The organism is Mycobacterium sp. pV006 (assembly GCF_041287115.1).
Lineage (GTDB): Bacteria > Actinomycetota > Actinomycetes > Mycobacteriales > Mycobacteriaceae > Mycobacterium.
Window position 1 is genome coordinate 86,392 of the sequence record NZ_JBGGKT010000004.1, and the last position, 16,902, is coordinate 103,293.

Annotated in this window: 15 protein-coding genes and 3 tRNA genes; 9 read left to right on the forward strand and 9 right to left on the reverse strand. The window is 69.5% G+C overall.

All coding sequences use genetic code 11. The annotated features are described in order from the left end of the window. Positions 1–49: 49 nt before the first annotated feature. From recD to ACAG25_RS08110, 6 genes are read right to left on the reverse strand one after another with little or no spacing between them, the layout of a single operon-like run. Entirely contained in the window at positions 50–1,726 is a 1,677-nt protein-coding gene (gene recD / locus ACAG25_RS08085) for an exodeoxyribonuclease V subunit alpha (protein WP_370487840.1), read from the reverse strand. Continuing rightward, positions 1,723–5,019: an exodeoxyribonuclease V subunit beta gene (recB, locus tag ACAG25_RS08090; RefSeq protein WP_370487841.1), complete on the reverse strand. Its 3,297-nt coding sequence runs from the start codon at positions 5,017–5,019 to the stop codon at positions 1,723–1,725. The genes recD and recB overlap by 4 nt, the downstream gene beginning before the upstream one ends. Continuing rightward, positions 5,019–8,306: an exodeoxyribonuclease V subunit gamma gene (recC, locus tag ACAG25_RS08095; protein WP_370487842.1), complete on the reverse strand. Its 3,288-nt coding sequence runs from the start codon at positions 8,304–8,306 to the stop codon at positions 5,019–5,021. The genes recB and recC overlap by 1 nt, the downstream gene beginning before the upstream one ends. Before the next feature lie 48 nt (positions 8,307–8,354). Beyond that, entirely contained in the window at positions 8,355–8,993 is a 639-nt protein-coding gene (locus tag ACAG25_RS08100; protein WP_370487843.1) for a DUF3060 domain-containing protein, read from the reverse strand. A gap of 50 nt (positions 8,994–9,043) precedes the next feature. After that, positions 9,044–9,631, reverse strand: a complete 588-nt coding sequence (locus ACAG25_RS08105) for a hypothetical protein (protein ID WP_370487844.1) — start codon at positions 9,629–9,631, stop codon at positions 9,044–9,046. 28 nt (positions 9,632–9,659) lie between these two features. Beyond that, entirely contained in the window at positions 9,660–10,046 is a 387-nt protein-coding gene (locus ACAG25_RS08110) for a hypothetical protein (protein WP_370487845.1), read from the reverse strand. Between the two features lie 549 nt (positions 10,047–10,595). On the opposite strand from ACAG25_RS08110, the gene ACAG25_RS08115 reads away from it, so the two are divergent. Next, entirely contained in the window at positions 10,596–11,699 is a 1,104-nt protein-coding gene (locus ACAG25_RS08115) for an NAD(P)/FAD-dependent oxidoreductase (protein ID WP_370487846.1), read from the forward strand. Here the strand turns inward: ACAG25_RS08115 and ACAG25_RS08120 are convergent. From ACAG25_RS08120 to ACAG25_RS08130, 3 genes are read right to left on the reverse strand one after another with little or no spacing between them, the layout of a single operon-like run. Beyond that, on the reverse strand, positions 11,677–12,672 hold the full coding sequence (locus ACAG25_RS08120) for a magnesium transporter CorA family protein (protein WP_370487847.1): 996 nt from the start codon (positions 12,670–12,672) through the stop codon (positions 11,677–11,679). The genes ACAG25_RS08115 and ACAG25_RS08120 overlap by 23 nt on opposite strands. A gap of 7 nt (positions 12,673–12,679) precedes the next feature. Then, on the reverse strand, positions 12,680–13,384 hold the full coding sequence (locus ACAG25_RS08125; protein ID WP_370487848.1) for a crotonase/enoyl-CoA hydratase family protein: 705 nt from the start codon (positions 13,382–13,384) through the stop codon (positions 12,680–12,682). A 10-nt stretch (positions 13,385–13,394) separates the two neighbouring features. Then, positions 13,395–14,111, reverse strand: a complete 717-nt coding sequence (locus tag ACAG25_RS08130) for an MBL fold metallo-hydrolase (RefSeq protein ID WP_370487849.1) — start codon at positions 14,109–14,111, stop codon at positions 13,395–13,397. Positions 14,112–14,251: 140 nt separating this feature from the next. Between ACAG25_RS08130 and ACAG25_RS08135 the strand changes: the two genes are divergently transcribed. The 8 genes from ACAG25_RS08135 (at position 14,252) to secE (ending at position 16,880) form a co-directional block, all read left to right on the forward strand. Continuing rightward, a tRNA-Thr gene (locus tag ACAG25_RS08135) sits at positions 14,252–14,324 on the forward strand. A 48-nt stretch (positions 14,325–14,372) separates the two neighbouring features. Further along, positions 14,373–14,446 (forward strand) — tRNA-Met (locus ACAG25_RS08140). Between the two features lie 40 nt (positions 14,447–14,486). Then, positions 14,487–14,654, forward strand: a complete 168-nt coding sequence (rpmG, locus tag ACAG25_RS08145) for a 50S ribosomal protein L33 (RefSeq protein ID WP_003929651.1) — start codon at positions 14,487–14,489, stop codon at positions 14,652–14,654. Between the two features lie 29 nt (positions 14,655–14,683). Then, positions 14,684–15,163, forward strand: a complete 480-nt coding sequence (hadA, locus tag ACAG25_RS08150; RefSeq protein ID WP_370487851.1) for a (3R)-hydroxyacyl-ACP dehydratase subunit HadA — start codon at positions 14,684–14,686, stop codon at positions 15,161–15,163. After that, positions 15,150–15,578, forward strand: coding sequence for a (3R)-hydroxyacyl-ACP dehydratase subunit HadB (gene hadB / locus ACAG25_RS08155; RefSeq protein ID WP_370487852.1), 429 nt, complete (start codon positions 15,150–15,152; stop codon positions 15,576–15,578). Before hadA ends, hadB begins: the two co-directional genes overlap by 14 nt. A gap of 12 nt (positions 15,579–15,590) precedes the next feature. Next, complete coding sequence (gene hadC, locus ACAG25_RS08160) at positions 15,591–16,136, forward strand: (3R)-hydroxyacyl-ACP dehydratase subunit HadC (RefSeq protein ID WP_370487853.1); 546 nt, start codon at positions 15,591–15,593, stop codon at positions 16,134–16,136. A 126-nt stretch (positions 16,137–16,262) separates the two neighbouring features. After that, positions 16,263–16,335: transfer RNA gene (locus tag ACAG25_RS08165), tRNA-Trp, on the forward strand. 92 nt (positions 16,336–16,427) lie between these two features. Further along, positions 16,428–16,880, forward strand: a complete 453-nt coding sequence (secE, locus tag ACAG25_RS08170) for a preprotein translocase subunit SecE (RefSeq protein ID WP_370487854.1) — start codon at positions 16,428–16,430, stop codon at positions 16,878–16,880. The last annotated feature ends 22 nt before the right edge of the window (positions 16,881–16,902 follow it).

Here is a 16,902-nt window from a genome sequence, read left to right on the forward strand (position 1 = left end):
GCCGGTGAACCGTCATCGGCTCACCGACAACTTAGCGAAGACCGGCGCGTTATCGGCGCAGGCGGCGAGCCAGACCCGAGGCCCGCAGCGCCCGCCGCTGCAACGCGGCGCGGATCGCCGACTCGGGTCCGACCACCCGCACCCGCGCCTTGGCCCGCGTGACCGCGGTGTAGAACAGCTCGCGGGTGAGCAGCCGGGAATCCTCCGGCGGCATCAGCACGGTGACCTCGTCGGCCTGGCTGCCCTGGCTCTTGTGGATGGTCATCGCGTGCATGGTCTCGATGTCGGCGAGCCGGCTGGGCTTCAGCCGGGCGGCGCCGATGACCACCTCCAGGGCGTCGTCGTGCACCACGGTGACGCCGGTGTCGCCGTTGAACAGGCGCAACCCGTAGTCGTTGGCGGTGATCAGCACGGGCCGGCCCGGGTACCACTGCGACCACGACGGCTCGCCGGTGGTCTCGGCCAGCCAGCGCTGCACCTGCTGGTTCCAGTACGCGACGCCGTGGGGGCCGCGGCGGTGCGCGCACAGCAGGCGGTGCGCGTCGAGCGCGCACACCGCCGCGTCGGCGTCACCGAGCAGCGCCGCCTGACGCAGCAGCGTTGCCTGCGCCAGCAGCGGCCCGCGCAGCGGTTCGGCGGGCTCCTCGGTGTCCAGCCACTCCAGGTGCTCGCCGCCGGCCCGGAGCAGCTCGAGTACCTCGTCCGCGTCACCGAGCCGGATGGCGGCGGCCAGCGCGCCGATGTCCGCGCCGAACCGGTGCGACGTCTGCAGGGCCGCCACGCGCACATCGGTGCGCCCGCCCAGTCCCTCCACCAGATCGGCCAGCACGGCCCCGGCCTCGACCGACGCGAGCTGATCGGCGTCGCCGACCAGCACCAGCCGGCTGTCCGGGCGGACGGCTTCCAGCAGGCGCGCCATCAACGTCAACGACACCATCGACGTCTCGTCGACGACGACGACGTCGTGGGGCAGACGGTTCTCGCGGTGGTGGCGGAACCGCGACGAGCTGCCGGGCCGCGGTTGCAGCAGCCGGTGCAGCGTCGAAGCCGTGAGCTCGCCGAGTCGGTCGCGGTCCTCGGCGTCGAGCGCACCGATCTGGTGGTGTACCGCCTCGGCCAGCCGGGCGGCGGCCTTACCGGTGGGCGCGGCCAACGCGATCCGCAACGGCGGTGACCCCGACCGCGTGCTCTGCTCGGCCAGCAGTGCCAGCAGCCGCGCCACCGTGGTGGTCTTGCCGGTGCCCGGGCCGCCGGTGAGCACCGTCAGCGACTGCGCCAACGCCACCTCGGCGGCGCGGCGCTGCTCCTCCCAGCCTGCCGGGAACAGCCGGTCCAGTCCGGGCGCCTCCGCGGGCAGCGGCGTGGCCGACAACGCCAGCACGTCGTCGCAGACCTGTTGCTCCTCGCGCCAGTAGCGGTCGAAGTACAACAGCTCGTCGACGAACCGCAGCACCTTCTCTGCGGCCAGCGCGCTGTCGCGCACGGCGCGCGGCCAGGCCTGCGGGTCCGGCCACGGCAGCTCGGGAAGCCCCACCTGCTCGGCGACCGACCCCAGGTCCACACACACCGACCCGGAGCGCAGCGCCCGCACCACGAACGCCACCGCCAGCGGTACCGCTGGATCGTGGTCACCGGCCAAGGTCGACAACCGGGTCGCGACGTGCACGTCGGCGGGTTCGAACACCTCGGCGGCGACGAACGGGTCCAGGAGTTCCGTGGAGGTCACGCCGAACCTCCTGCCAGCGTGTCGGACACCGCGGTCACCAGCGACACCGGCGGGCGCCAACTGAACACGCCGCAGGGATGCCCGTCGACCACCGGGGTGTCAGGACCACACATCCCGCGCAGGAACAGGTACAGCACGCCGCCCAGATGATCGTCGGGCCGGTAACCGGGCAGCCGCCAGCGCAGGAACCGGTGCAGCACCACCGAATACAGCAGCGCCTGCAGCGGATAGTCCGAATGCATCATGGCCTCGACCATCCGCGGCATGGTGTAGTCGGCGGCGGTGAGCGCGCCACCGGGTTCGCCGAGCCAGTTGGTCTTGAAGTCCACCACCACGAACCGGCGGTCGGGCAGCCGCAGCACGGCATCCACCGACCCGGTCAGATAACCCCGCAGCGACTGCTCGGCCAGCGCGCCGCTGCGCAACCGCGCCGCGTAGCCGGCCAGGACGTCGTCGGCGGGCACATGTTCGGCGAACAACCGCCCGATGTCGGCGACGGTCACCCGCGTCGCCCGGTCCCGGCGGTCCCCGCCGGCGAGCGGGAACTCGAAGTCCAACTCCCGCAACCGATCCGGCAGACCGATCTGACGCAACGTGGACCCGGGCGCCAGCGGCCCCAACGGGGTGTCGTGCAGCGGCACCAGCGCGGCCGCCAGCTGCTCGGCCGGCACGTCGACCGGCCACCACACCGAGTGCTCACGCACCTGGGTCTCGAGTTCGGCGGCCAGGTCGGCGGCGGTCGGGTCGGTCGTCTCGAGCACCGCGTGCACCAGTGTGCCGAACTTCGCGCCCATCGGCAGGTCGGCCATCGGCGAGGGCACCGTCGCGTCGGCGCCGGCGAGCTCGGTCAGCGGCACGTCGACGGTCTCGTCGTCGAGCTCGACGATCTCGGGTTCACTGGACACGCCGGGCTGGGCCGAGGCCTCGGAGGCGCGCAGCAGGCCCGAATACGACGTGCGCCGCCAGGTGGTGTCGATGTGACGGTGAAAGTGTCTGGTACGCAACCCGTCCGGCAGGGCGGGCGGGTCCACCGCGGCCGGCGGCGCGATCACCGACTCCTCCAGCACCGGACCACCGAGATCGGCCCACGCCCGCAGCGCCGCCATGGCGTCGGCGTCGTCGATCTTCGGGGGGACACACCGGTCGGGGACCAGCGTCTCGCCGGGACGGCGGCCGCGCAGCAGTCGCGACAACCCGCCGTTGGGTTCGTCGAACGACGGCGCCCACCAGGCGACCACCTGCGACTGCGCGCGGGTCAGCGCCACGTAGGTCAACCGGACGTCATCGGAGGCCGCCTCCCGGCGGCCCAGAGCGGCAACGGCATTGAAGTCCGGGCTGTCCTGACCACCGATGTGCAGACAGCGGATGTCGTCCTCGTGGTAGAGCACCACGTCGCGCGTCTGGATGTTGCGGTTGAACGCGAACGGCAGATAGACCACCGGGAACTGCAGCCCCTTGGCCGCCCACACCGTCATGATCTGCACGGCCGCGGCGTCGCTGTCCAGACGGCGCCTGCGTTCGGGGGCGGCGGTGCCCTCGTCACGCTGCGTGCGCAACCAGTCGCGCAGCGCGGACAGCCCGAGATGCTCACGGTGCGCGACGTCGTGCAGGACCTGGGTGATGTGCGCCAGGTCGGTCATGTGCCGGTCGCCGTCGTGCCACGACAACACCCGGCGGCTCATCCCGGCCAGCTGCGCGGCCTCGAACACCGCGGCCACGCCACGTTCCCGCGCATGATCGGCCCACTCCCGCAACCGCTGGGTGATCCGGTCGGTCAATGCATCGCCCTGCGCAGCAAGGGTTTCGGCGGTCTCGCCGAAGAACATCGTGGTGGCCGCCGCCCGCACCAACCCGGACCGGTGCGGTTGGTCGAACGCCTCGAGCAGGCACAGCCAGTCGTCGGCGGCCTTCGAGTCGAACACGTCGGAGTCCCCGGTGTAGACGGCGGGGATCCCGGCGTCGGCCAGCGCGTCGAAGCAGGCCCGCGCGTCCTTGTGGGTTTCGACGATGACGGCGATGTGACGCGCCTGCAACGGATCCGCGCCGAACGTGGCGCCGCCGGCCAGCAGCGCGGCGATGTCGGCGGCCAGGTCGGCACCGATGTGGCGGCGCAACCGATCGATCGGGATCACCTGTTCGGGACGCGTCCTCAGGGCCTCGCGGGTGACCACCCGCAGCCTGAACGGGTCGTTGCGCGGCGCGCCCTGCAGCCGGTGACCGCGGTGGTGCGCCTCGATCGGACGCACCACGATGCGGGGGTCGCCCAGTTCGGCGTCGCGCAGCACCACCTGCAGCGCGTCGACGAGCGCGCTGTCGCTGCGCCAGTTGGTCGCCAGGGTGCGGCGGTCACCCGCGCGTTCGGCGGCGTGCAGGTAGGTGACGATGTCGCCGCCGCGAAACGCATAGATGGCCTGTTTCGGGTCGCCGATCAGGATCACCGTCGAGCGGCCCGAGAACGCGCGGTCGATGACCTGCCACTGCACCGGATCGGTGTCCTGGAACTCGTCGACCATCACGATCGGCCACCGGCGGTGCATCCGGTCCCGCGCAGGAGAGTCGTTGTCGCGCAACGCATTGGCCAGTCGCGACAGCAGGTCGTCGTAGTGCAGGATGCCCAGACGCCGCTTGCGCCGCTCGAGCTCGGCGCAGACCTCGGTGGCGAAGGTGACGCGCACCTCGGGTTCGGTGCCCTGCTCCGGGTCCCGCGGACGCAACTCGGTGCCCGCGTTGTTGACGACCTCGCGCGCCAGCGACAGGGCCTGATCGCGGGTGAGCACGGGGTTGTCGGCCTGGTTGCCGAAGTGCGCGAGGTACAGGTCGTCGACGATCTCGGTGGTGAGGTCGTCGAGGCTGTCGACCAACCGCACCCCGGCATCGCTGTCACCGGCCACGCCCAGCGACTTGAGCACCAGCTGACAGAACTGGTGGGTTGTCGCGATGGTGGCGGCGTCGAAACCGGCCAGCGCGTCGCGCAACCGGCGTCGCCGCGCGTCGCGGTCTTCCTCGGTGCCGGCGACGAGCTGGGCCACCAGGGCGTTGTCGCCGACCGCGGCCGGGTCGGCGAAAGCGGCCAGCGCGTGCACGATCTGGCCGCGCACCCGCTCGCGCAACTCCTGGCTGGCTGCGCGCCCGAAGGTGATCAGCAGCATCTGGTCGAGCGTCGCCGCACCCTCGGCGAGGTAGCGCGTCACCAGCCCCGCCAGCGCGAACGTCTTGCCGGTACCGGCGCTGGCCTCCAACACCGTCGTCGAATTGGGCGTGGGCAGCGGCCCCAGGAGATCGAAGGCCTGCATCAGTACGGATCCCTCTCCGCGTGCAGCATCGGCAGCCACAGCCGGCACGCATACGCGCCCAGCCGGGTGTTCTCACCGTCGTACTCCTCGCCGGGCCGCACCTCGGTCAGCAGCACCTGCAGGTTGGTGTACTTGCCCCACACCTGCTGATGGGCGGGTTCCTCGTTCTCGCCGGGATACCGGTTGCTGTTCCACCGGAACCCGGCCTCGCGCATCGGATCGGTGCGGGTGAACCGGGCCTCGGCCCACGCATAGGAAGTCTTGAGCGGCAACGGGATCGGCTCGCGTCGGCCCGCGTCGTACATCGCGACCAGATCGGCCAGCACGTCGACCGGCGACCGGTCGGGGCAGCCCAGCATCCGTTGCCGCGGCGTGGTACCCCGCTTGGGACGACCGATGCACACCGCGGTCCAGTCTCCCGACCGAGCGGCGGTCAACGCCACCAACGAGATCCACGAGGCCAGCAGGTGGCGGCCGTCGAGCTTGGAGTAGGTGACCGACACCAGACGGTCGCCGTAGACCCTCGGGACGGTGCCGGTGACGCGGCGTCCGCCGCCGAGCGGGATGTCGACGTCGAAGGCGCGCGGCGCCCGGGCGCGGTGGTGCTGCGCGGCCGACGCCAGCGCGCTCACCTGGTCGCGCAGTTCGATCGCCTTGCGCCAGCCCAGCCGTCCCGGTGGCAGGGACCCGCGCCGCCACTCGGCCTGCTGTGCCGTCGCGGGATCCATGCCGCGCAGTACGTCGTCGAGCATCCGGTCGCCGACCTTCCACTCGGCCAGCGCGTCGATCTCCACCGGCATCGCGTCCTCGACGGTGTCGACGTCCCACGGCAGCGTGTAGTCCAGCGCGCGGAAGAACCCCTTGACCGGATCCCTGAAGAAGCCGATGAGGTCGTCGAGCGCGACGTCGTCGGGCGCCGGCTGCGGCAGCGGCGCCGACAGCAGCGGCGGTTCGGGGACGCGTTGACCGCCCGCCACCGCCGCGGCGTCGCGCGCGGTCGGGTCGAACGTGAACGGCTCACCGGGCGGCATGCCGAGTTCGCCGGGCGTGACATTGCGAACATCGAAGGGCTGCAACGGATGTTCGACCACCACCTGCTTGCGCACCGAGGTACCCACGGTGAGATCCAGCGCGTCGAGCAACTCGACCAACGGCACCGCGGGCGGCCTGCGGTGACCGGTGTGGGCGTCGGCGCCGGTGTAGGTCACCACCAGTTTCTCGGTGGCCGCGGTGACCGCGTCGAGCAGCAGCTGACGGTCCTCGGACCGGATGTCGCGCTCACCGGTGACCGGCTGACGGGCCAGGACGTCGTCGCCGTCGACGACGCCGAGGCGCGGGAACACCCCGTCGTCGAGTCCGACCAGGCACACCACGCGGTGGGGCACCGACCGCATCGGCACCATCGTGCAGACGGTCAGCGTGCCGGTCCGGAAGTTCGCGCGGGTAGGTCGTCCGGCCAGGTGCCGGTCCAGCAGCGCGCGGACGTCGGGCAGCCGCAGCTCGGTGTCGCGGTGCCGGCCCGCGGCGGACAGGATCTCGGCGAACTCACGCTCGACCTGCCGGACCTGCCAGGCGTCGTCGTCGGGCACCGCGGTCAGCGCCTCGACCGCCGCGCCGAGTGCGGTCAGCCACTGCGCGAGCGGCGCAGGGCCGCAGAGGGATTCGACGTTGCGGTGCAGGATGTCGACGTAGTCGGCGAACCGGCCGGCCAGCTCCACATGGTTGCTTCCGACATCGTCGAGCGGAAGCGTCGTGTCCAACCAGGCCTGCGAGTCGTCGGACATCGCGACCCCCGCCAGCACCCGGTCCACGCCGAAGCGCCAGGTGTTCTGCACGAAGTCCACGCCGTAGGGCAGCCGGGACTCCCGGTCGAAACCCCACCGGATGTTGGCCTGGCGGACCCAGTCACCGATGGTGTCGAGATCGTCGTCGGAGAATCCGAAGCGGTGCCGCACCGGCGGCGTCTCGGCTAGATTGAGCACCTCGCCGGCGGTGGCGCGCCCACCGGCCAGCGCCAGGATCTGGCCGGCGACGCCCAGCAGCGGATTGGTCTGGGTGAGCGCACGATCGGCGAGCTGCACCCGCAGCCGGTGCGCCGGATGCGCACCCGGCACCGCGTCACCGAGACCGAAGTCGGCCACCAGCAGCGGCGCATAGGTCTCGATGTCGGGGCACATCACCAGGATGTCGCGCGGCTCCAGCGTCGGGTCGTCGGTCAGGAGACCGAGCAGCACCTCGCGCAGCACGTCGACCTGTCGGGCCGGGCCGTGGCAACTGTGCACCTGCACCGAGCGGTCGTCGGCGCGGTGGACGCGTCCGGCGGGACGGACCGCGTCGGCCGCCAGGTCGGACTGCAGCCATCCCAGCAGCGTGTCGGGTCGCGTTGCGGCGCCCAGGGATTCGTCGGTGGCCGGATCGGCAGGCAGGCAGCGCTGCAGCTCGCGCAGGTCGCGACCCAGCGTCGCGGCCAACGGGTGGCCGACGTCGCGGTGGGTGGTGTCGTCGCGGCGGGGGACCGGGCCGCGCGCCGCGCTCAGGCGGGTCCACAGCGTCTCGCTGGGGTGGGGGAGCCACAGGTGCAGATCGTGCTGGGTGGACAACGCCTCCAGCAGCTCGATGTCGGTGACCGGGAGCCGGGTGTGGCCGAACAACGACACCCGCTGCGGCAGGTCGGCGGGGGCGGCCCTCAGCCGGGCGACGGCGTCGGCATGACGCACGTGCGGGGGATCGGCGTCGACCGCCGCCACCAGGGCCCGGTAGAGCTCGGGCTGCCACGCCAGGTCGGCATCGAGTCCGTCGGTGCGGCCCTCCAGCCAGTCCACCAGCAGCTGCGGACGTTGCCGCGCGTAGGACGCGAACAACCCGGCCAACCGCCGGGAGACCGCGTAGCGGCGGCCCCGGCGCAGCTCCTGTTCCTCACCCTGTTCGAAGTGGCCCAAATGTGTTGCCAGGGTGCGGCACCACGGCTGATCCAAGCAGGTGTCGACGACGCCGAGCAGCGGCCACACCAGCGCCTCGGGCGCCCACGGGTCGTCGTCGACGGTGCCGGTGAGCTCGGCGACCAGCGACGCCGGATGTCGGAACGTGATGCCCGCGCACACGCCGTCGTCGGCCGATCCGACACCGAGGGTGTGGGACAGCCGCTGGCTGAGCCAGCGCTCCATACCGCGCGCGGAGACCAGGACGAGGTCTTCGGCGAACGGGTCGGCGGGCGGCGTGCGCAGCAGCGCGCCCAGGCCGTCGGCGAGCAGGTCAGTCCGGTCGGCCCGATGGAGGTGAAGCGGCATCGCACGTCAGACTACGACGCGGTGCCGACATCCGGGCCCGGCGTGTCCTCAGCCCTGTTCCACCACGTTTCCGCTGCCGGAGGTGATGACCTCGGGAGTGCCGTCACGGTAGGTGACGCGGTTGTCGAAGCCCGACGCGGCGACCAGGCGCGCCGTCTCCACCTTCACGACGTTGGTCATGCCCGACACCGTGATCGACCCGCACGCCCCGGTCACCTCGACCACGTTCTCCACGCCGCTGACGCTCACCGTGCCGCCGTCGCAGCGCACCGTCCGGCGCGTCTGGACACCGGCGATGCTGGTGGACTCACCCGGCCCGACCGAGACGATCTCGTCCTGGGACGGGAAGCCGGGCAGGGCGGGCAGTTCGGGGACCGCGGGGCCGTCGATGGGTCCGCCGCCGCCGGCGACCTCCGATGACGGCACCGAGATCGACGTCGAGGTGAAGTACACGACCGCGCCGATCGCCGCGGTCACAGCGACCACCCCGATGGCCAACGGGAGAATCCACGCCGCCGCGGGCGAGCGCTTGCGCACCACGTGTTGCGGCGGTGCGAAGTACGGCGACGGACCGGGCGGCGGCATCGGCTGGTAGGGCTGGGTGCCCAATTCGCTGGCGCAGGCGCGTTCGGCCAGGGGCCGCTCCAAGTCGCGGATCCGCGCCTCCGGGTCCGCATCCGGTTCCATGCGCAGATCGTTGCACACCGGACGCGCTCATCGCGTCGCTTGTGTGCAGGTCAGATGGGTGCCGGCGCGGCGGGGGGCCGGGCCGGGGGCCTGGCGGAGAAGGGATTGGAGGACGTCCCCTCGTCACGGTGCCAGGCCACCACGGCCTCGGCGGTCGCATCCACGTCAGCGTTGGTGTCGATCACCGCTTCCGCGGTGGCGAAACCGTCCGCGCCATTGATGCGACATTCGTAACCGATCCGGTGTGCCAGTCGACGCAGCCAACTGATGGCGCGCATCCGTTGGCCGAACGTCAATCCCCGCGCGTCGCAGACCAGAACGAGACGTCGGACCCCGGCCGATATCGCCGTGGTGATCGCCCAGTCGGCTGTCTCGTTACCCCACGTTCTGAGTTGTCGCCGCGACGCGCCCGTCGGACCGTCGCGCAGCAGTGCGCCCAGCAGTGGGCGGTCCACCACGACGACGATCGTCTCCATCGAGTCGGAGTTGGCGTCGGCCAGAGTCGTTGCCTGCGAACGCGAATCCGTGTGCACGACCGCCACGCCGTCGCGCCGCAGCGCCTCGGCGAGACTCTCCAGAACCTCCGCTGACCGCCCCAGCACGAGCACCGACGCACCGCCGGTTGCCTGAACTGACACGCCAAACCTCCTCGTCGATGGACTCAGCTCATCGTTGGTGCACCAGGCACCACGACTGCTGACCGATGTCCTCCCTCCGGGCGGACACGACACCGAGGGCATACGCGATGCCATCCCGGTATCCGGCCGCCGCGTCCCCGTCGACCCACGGCCGGCGGTGCGCGGTCAGCCTGGTCGCGACCCGGTCCAGGGCCGCGACGATGCGAACGCGATCGCGTTCGGACGGCGGATCCTCCGATGCCGTCGAGGGCGCCAGGCCCCCTGCGGCAGCGGCGATCTGGTCCAGTACGCACAACCCGGCGAACCGCAGCGCCGCCGCGTGACCGGACCGGTACGCCGCGGTGCTGTCCGTGGGTGCGCTACCGCCGGCGATGTCGTCGCGGACATCGCCCAGAACCCTTGCCAGCTCCGTCATGTCCGCGCCGTCGGCGGACAGGGCGAATTTACCGAATAACCCATCACACCCTCTATTTCTCTGAATTTTCTGCCGTGTCGATCGCGTAAGTGACAGCAAATTCGACGGTCGATATATTCCGCGTACGGCCGGCGGTGTTTTATTCTCCGATTACGGTTGTGGTCCGCAGAATTGGTGCGTCGAAAAAGCCATTCCTCCAAGGCCTTCACGCGATTGCTGCACACGGCACCAGGCAGCGAAATCCGCTGCCTGGTCCTGAATTACGTGGAAAATCGTCTAGGAGGCGCGATCCGAACGCTTGCGCCGAGTGATGAATTCACCCGCCTCGGACGATTTCGCGCGCTTTGCGGCACGCTTTTCCTTGATGGTCATCGCAGGTTTCTTGAGAGAGCGACCTTGAGATTTGCTAGCCACCGCTATCCCTTTCACTTTCCGCCAACCACGATCGACCATACCCCAGAAAAAAATAAAAGCCAGTGGTGTGCTGGGGGGTCATCGCCGCACGTCAGGCAGGGTTGCCGGAGGCTCCGGCGTGGGTACCCGCCAACCATGACGGCGCCGGGTTTCCTCGCGATCGGCAGCGGCCCTGCCGGTGTCAGCGCGGCCGAGACGTTTCGCGGAAAACACCGCGACATTCCCGTGCGGATCCTGTCCGACGATCCGGCGCTGCCATACGCCAAGCCGCCGTTGAGCAAGGGGTTCCTGTGCGGCGAGGAGGCCGAGCTCAACCTGCACAGTGCCCAGTGGTTCGCCCGCAACGACATCGAGCTGGTCCTGGGGGTGCGCGTCGAACGCATCGATGTCACCACCCAGCAGGTCGTCACGACCGGCGGGGCGCGGTACCCCTACTGGCACCTGGTGCTGGCATCCGGATCCACCGCGGTACCGCTCGGGGTGCCGGGCGCCGAGGCTGCGCTGACCCTGCGTTCGTTCGCCGACGCGGTCGCGCTGAAGATGGCCGCGCGGCACTCGGCCACCGCCGCGGTCGTGGGGGCCGGGTTGATCGGATGCGAAGCGGCGTCGTGTCTGACCGCGCTCGGCGTCGACACCACACTGGTGGCCCCGGAGCCGGTGCCGTTGCACCGGCGGTTCGGCATCGAGGTCGGCGAGCGGATGGCCGCGATGCTCGCCGAGGTGGGTGTGCGGTTCGTGGGCTCGGCGCGGGTGACGGAGGTGTCCGACACCGGGGTCCGGCTCGCCGGCGGGGAAACGCTGAAAGGCGAGCTGGTGGTCGCCGCCACCGGGGCGCGCCCCGACGTCCGCCTGGCCGAACAGGCCGGGCTGACCATCCGCGACGGCCGCGTCGTCGTCGACACGCACATGCGCACGTCGGCAGCCAATGTCTACGCCGCAGGAGACATCACGTTGGCGCACAACGTCGCCGCCGGCCGCCGGGTCATCGCCGAGCACTGGCGCGACGCCGCACTGCAGGGCCGCGTCGCGGGGTTGACCGCGGCCGGCCACACAGCCGCGTGGGACCGGGTGTCGGCCTACTCCGGGGTGGTCGGCGGCTACACGTTCACCTACCGCGGCTGGGGTGGCCGATACGACTCCTGCGTGGTGACCGACCGCGCCGACGGTTTCACCGCCGAGTACTCCTTGCAGCGCAGCCTCACCGGGACGCTGACCGTCACAGCCAGTCCCGCTTCTTGAACATCACGTACAGCACCACCACCGCCACCAGGATCAGCGCGCTGCTGATGACGAAACCGGCGACGGTGTCGACTCCCGGGTAGATCACGTTCTGGCCGTAGAACCCGGTCACCGCGGTGGGCACCGCGATGATCGCCGCCCACCCGGTCAACTTCTTCATCACCATGTTCAGCCGGGCGTCCTGCAAGCTCAGATTCGTCTCGAACACCGTGGTGACCATGTCGCGCAGAGATTCGGTCCACTCCGAGACCCGCAGCACGTGGTCGTACAGATCGGCGTACTTCGGGTCCAGTTCGGTCGCAGCGGTCGCGTCCATCCGGCGGTGCTGGATCACCGAGACCACCTCGCGCATCGGCAGCACCGCCCGGCGCAACGCCACCAGCTCCTTGCGGAGCTGGAAAGTCTTGCGCTGCAGACCCTTCCGAGGCGCCCTTTCGGCGAACAGGTCGTCCTCGAGGCTCTCGATGCCGTCGTCGAGCGCCTGCACGGCGTCGAAGTGCCCGTCGACCACCACGTCGAGCAGGGCGTGCACCAGCGCACCCACCCCGAATTCCTGACCGCCGAGCTCGTCGAACCGCCGCGAGACCTCGTCGATGTCGAAGCCCGAGCCCAGCCGCACGGTGATCAAGCCCTGCGGAAGCACGAACACCGAGATGCGGTGCATGGTCAACAGGGCCTCGCCCACCTCGTCGGTGGGCGGCGTCGCCGCCACGGTCACGCCGTACACGGTGAAGAACGTATGGGTCTTGTAGACCACGGCTTTGGTGCGTTCGGCGTCGGCCAGCGTGTCCTCGACGGCCCACTCGTTGAGCCCGATCTCGTGGGCGAGTTCTCTGAGGGTGTCGTGGTCGGGGTCGTCGATGTCACACCACACCAACGTCTTCGGCGCGGCCAGATGATCCGACAGCGCGGTGAACACGAAGTCGTCGCGGGGTTGGCCGTCCACCCAGACGCGGCCGCGGATGAGCGTCACCGCCGGATCAGACGCCGAGGGTGAATTCTTCTGCCAGCGAGCCGATTCCGGCGCGGATGGTCTCCAGCGAGCGGCGGCGGGCCTTGAGTTTGGTGGCGTGGTGGGCGCCGGCGTTCAACGTGGTCGCCGCCTCGGTGGCCACCTGGCGGGCGCGGGGGAGGACCTGATCGGCCTCGACGACCTCGTCGAGCCAGCCCGACGAGAGCGCCGTGTCGCCGACGAACGTCACCGCCAGGTTGGCCGCCCGGTCGAACGCCGCCGGCGTCAACCGCATCCGCATCAGCTCCAGCGCCGCGTTCGGGATGACCATCCCGATCGCGACCTCGATGGCCTGGCACCGCGTCTTCGGCCCGCCGACGCGGTGATCGGCGGCCAGCAGCAGGAACGAACCCATCGCGATCGCCGGTCCGGTCGCAGCGATCACCACCGGCACCGGGAACTCGAGCGTGCGCACCGCCAGCTCGAAACCGCCCGACAGCATCCCCAGTGCGGCCTGCGCGTCCCCGGACTGGAACACCGTCAGATCGAACCCGCCGCTGAAGACGCGCGAATTGCCGGCCAGCACCACCGCCTTGGCCTTGTCGGCCTCGGCGCGGTCGAGCGCCTCACCGATCGCGGCCTGCATCGCCGGTCCCAGAACGTTGACCTTGCCGTCGTCGAGCGTGACGGTGGCGACGCCGTCGGCGAGCTCGTAGGTGACGTGACCGCTCATCGTTTCCTCCTCAGCCGCCCATCAGCATGCGCCACTGGTCGAGATCAGCGGCGCGGTAGACGTAATTGGTCTGGCGTACCCGATCCAGCGGGGCGCTGGGCTCGGCCGAATACCAGTGCCCGGGGAACACGGTGGGATCGCCGGGCAACTGGGCGAGCGCCTGCAGGCTGCGGAACATGTCGTCGGAGTTGCCGCCGGGGAAGTCGGTACGCCCGCACCCGTCGAGGAACAGCGTGTCCCCGGCCACCAGGCGTCCGTCGACCAGGAAGCACTGGCTGCCCGGCGTGTGGCCGGGGGTGTGCAGCAGCTCGATGTCGATCCCGCCGACGCTGACGTGGTCCCCGTGCTGATGCGACGTCAGCTCCGACATGGCGATCCCGGTGACCCGCGACACCCAATCGGCCTCGTGGGTGTTCACGTGCACCGGCACGCTGACCCGCTCGAGCAGTTCGGCCAGCCCTTTGAGGGTGAAACCCATCATCGAGCCGCCGACGTGGTCGGGATGGTGGTGGGTGACCAGCACCCCCGACAGGTGCATCCCGTCGGACTCCAGCGCGTCCACCAGATCCGAGGCCGCGTAGGCGGGGTCGACGACGACGGTGTCCCCGGTCTGTCGGTCGCCGATCAGGTAGGCGAAGTTGCGCATCTGCTCGGCGATCGGATCGCCGGCGGCGAAGTCGCGCCCGGAGAGCAACTGGCGGAAGTAGAGCCGGTCGGAATCAGCCATGCGGCTAGGGTAATCGAGCGCCGATCGTCGGTTCCGGAGCCTCTACGCGGGGATTGACCTGCGGTTTGGCGTACCAAACCGGGAGAATGTACTCTCTTTAAGGCTCGACGCTGGTGTGCCGCGGAGAGTGCAGTGGCAAGGCCCCCTTAGCTCAGTCGGCAGAGCGTTTCCATGGTAAGGAAAAGGTCAACGGTTCGATTCCGTTAGGGGGCTCGGTGGAACGGGTGGAGCGCCCGACAGCTCCCAGCCTGGCTCCGTCGGGGCGGTGTAGCTCAGCTGGTTAGAGCGCACGACTCATAATCGTGAGGTCGGGGGATCGAGCCCCCCCACCGCTACAAGTAGAGAAGAACCGAGCTCTGAAACGAGGCACCGAACGTGGCGTCCAGTACTGACGTACGGCCGAAGATCACACTGGCCTGCGAGGTGTGCAAGCACCGCAACTACATCACGAAGAAGAACCGCCGCAACGATCCCGACCGGCTCGAGATCAAGAAGTTCTGCCCCAACTGCGGCAAGCACCAGGCCCACAAAGAGTCGCGCTAGGCGACACGTCGGGCAATTCTTCAACAACCGTGTCATTTCTTGACGGCCTGATCGGGGCGCACTACCGCTATCCCGACAGCTACGTGGTGGGTCGCGAGAAGATCCGTGAGTACGCCACGGCGGTGAAGAACGACGACCCGGCTTTCTTCCACGAGAAGGCGGCCGCCGAGCTCGGCCACGACGCGCTGTTGGCGCCCCTGACGTTCATCTCGATCTTCGGCTACACCGCGCAGCTGGCCATGTTCAAGGCGAACAACATCGCGATCTCCGACGCGCAGATCGTGCAGGTGGACCAGGTGCTGAAGTTCGTCCGTCCCGTCAAGGCCGGCGACGAGCTCTACTGCGACGTCTGGGTCGAGTCGATCCGCAAGGCCCACGGCACCGACATCATTGTGACCAAGAACATCGTCAGCAACGCCAACGGCGATGTGGTGCAGGAGTGCTACACCACCCTGGCAGGACGTAGCGAAGAAGACGGAAAGAGTGGCTTTTCTGATGGCACTGCGTGAGTTCAGTTCGGTCAAGGTCGGCGATCAGCTGCCCGAGCGGGTGATCCCGCTGACGCGGGCGGACCTGGTCAACTACGCCGGCGTGAGCGGCGACCTGAACCCCATCCACTGGGACGACGACATCGCCAAGCAGGTCGGGCTCGACACCGCGATCGCGCACGGCATGCTCACCATGGGCCTCGGTGGCGGCTACGTCACCGCCTGGGTGGGCGACCCGGCCGCGGTCACCGAGTACAACGTGCGCTTCACCGCGGTGGTGCCGGTCCCCAACGACGGCAAAGGCGCCGAGATCGTCTTCAACGGCCGCGTGAAGTCCGTCGACGAGGAGACCAAATCGGTCACCATCGCGCTGACCGCGACCTCCGGCGGCAAGAAGATCTTCGGCCGCGCGGTCGCCACGGCGAAGCTGGCGTAGGCGGGATCGAACATGGCTCTCAAGACAGACATCCGCGGGATGGTCTGGCAGTACCCGGACCCCTTCGTCGTCGGCCGCGAACAGATCCGTCAGTACGCGGCCGCGGTCAAGGCGTTCGACCCGGCCAGCCACGACGACGCCGCAGCCGCCGAACTCGGCCACAGCGGCCTGGTCGCCCCGCCGACGTTCATGTCCATCCTCGCGGTGATGACCCAGCGGCACTTCTTCCAGCACGTCGACATCGGTTTCGAGACCATGCAGATCGTGCAGGTCGACCAGAAGTTCCTCTTCCACCGGCCGATCATGGAAGGTGACCGCCTCACCGCCACCATGTACATCGAGTCGGTCGCCGAGCGCTTCGGCGCCGACATCGTGACCACCCGCAACGAGCTCACCGACGACGCCGGCGAGGTCGTGATGGAGTCGTTCACCACGCTGATGGGCCACGAAGGGGACAATTCGATCTCGGCCGGATGGGACCCCGAGACCGGTCAGGTGGTGCGGAAACCGGTCGTGCACGACACCGGTGACGACACCGGAAACGAGAACGCGGATTAGTAAGACCGACCACCAGCGCGCTACACTGCTGCTTCGGGGTTTTCCCAGTTTAAGCGCGCTGTCCGTCGGCATGGATCGACCGAACGGGGAGCGCGCAAATTGTGTGAGCCCCGCAGGTCATCCTGAAGGGGCGTAGCTCAACTGGCAGAGCAGCGGTCTCCAAAACCGCAGGTTGCAGGTTCAAGTCCTGTCGCCCCTGCTCAATTGAATACTCGACAAGTGTGGAAGCTCGACAGTTCGGGATACTGGTGAGTGACCCGCAATCGACACGACCAGAAAAGGGAGCATGCGGTGAGCGACGAGCGCGACGCAGGCACCGACGGTGACGCCCAGACCGGTGACGGCGACGGCGACACCCGGAGCCAGACCGCGGTCGCGAACCGACCGCTGCGCCCCACGGGCAAGCGGTCGCGGCGCGGCGCGGCCGTCGTCGAGGCCGACGAGGACGCCGACACCGAGGCCGGCACCGACGTAGCGGACTCCGACGACGACGGCCCCAAGGGCCCGAAGACGAAGAAGAAGACGGCCCGCAAGCCCAAGGACGGGCCGTCCCGCAACCCGTTCACCTTCGTGTGGAACTACCTGCTCGAGGTCATCGGCGAGCTGCGCAAGGTCATCTGGCCGAACCGCAAGCAGATGGTCACCTACACGACCGTCGTGCTGCTGTTCCTGGCGTTCATGGTGGCCCTGATCGGTCTCGCGGACCTGGGCCTGGCGAAGCTGGTGAGCATCATCTTCGGTTGATCAGACCGTTGATGCCCACCGC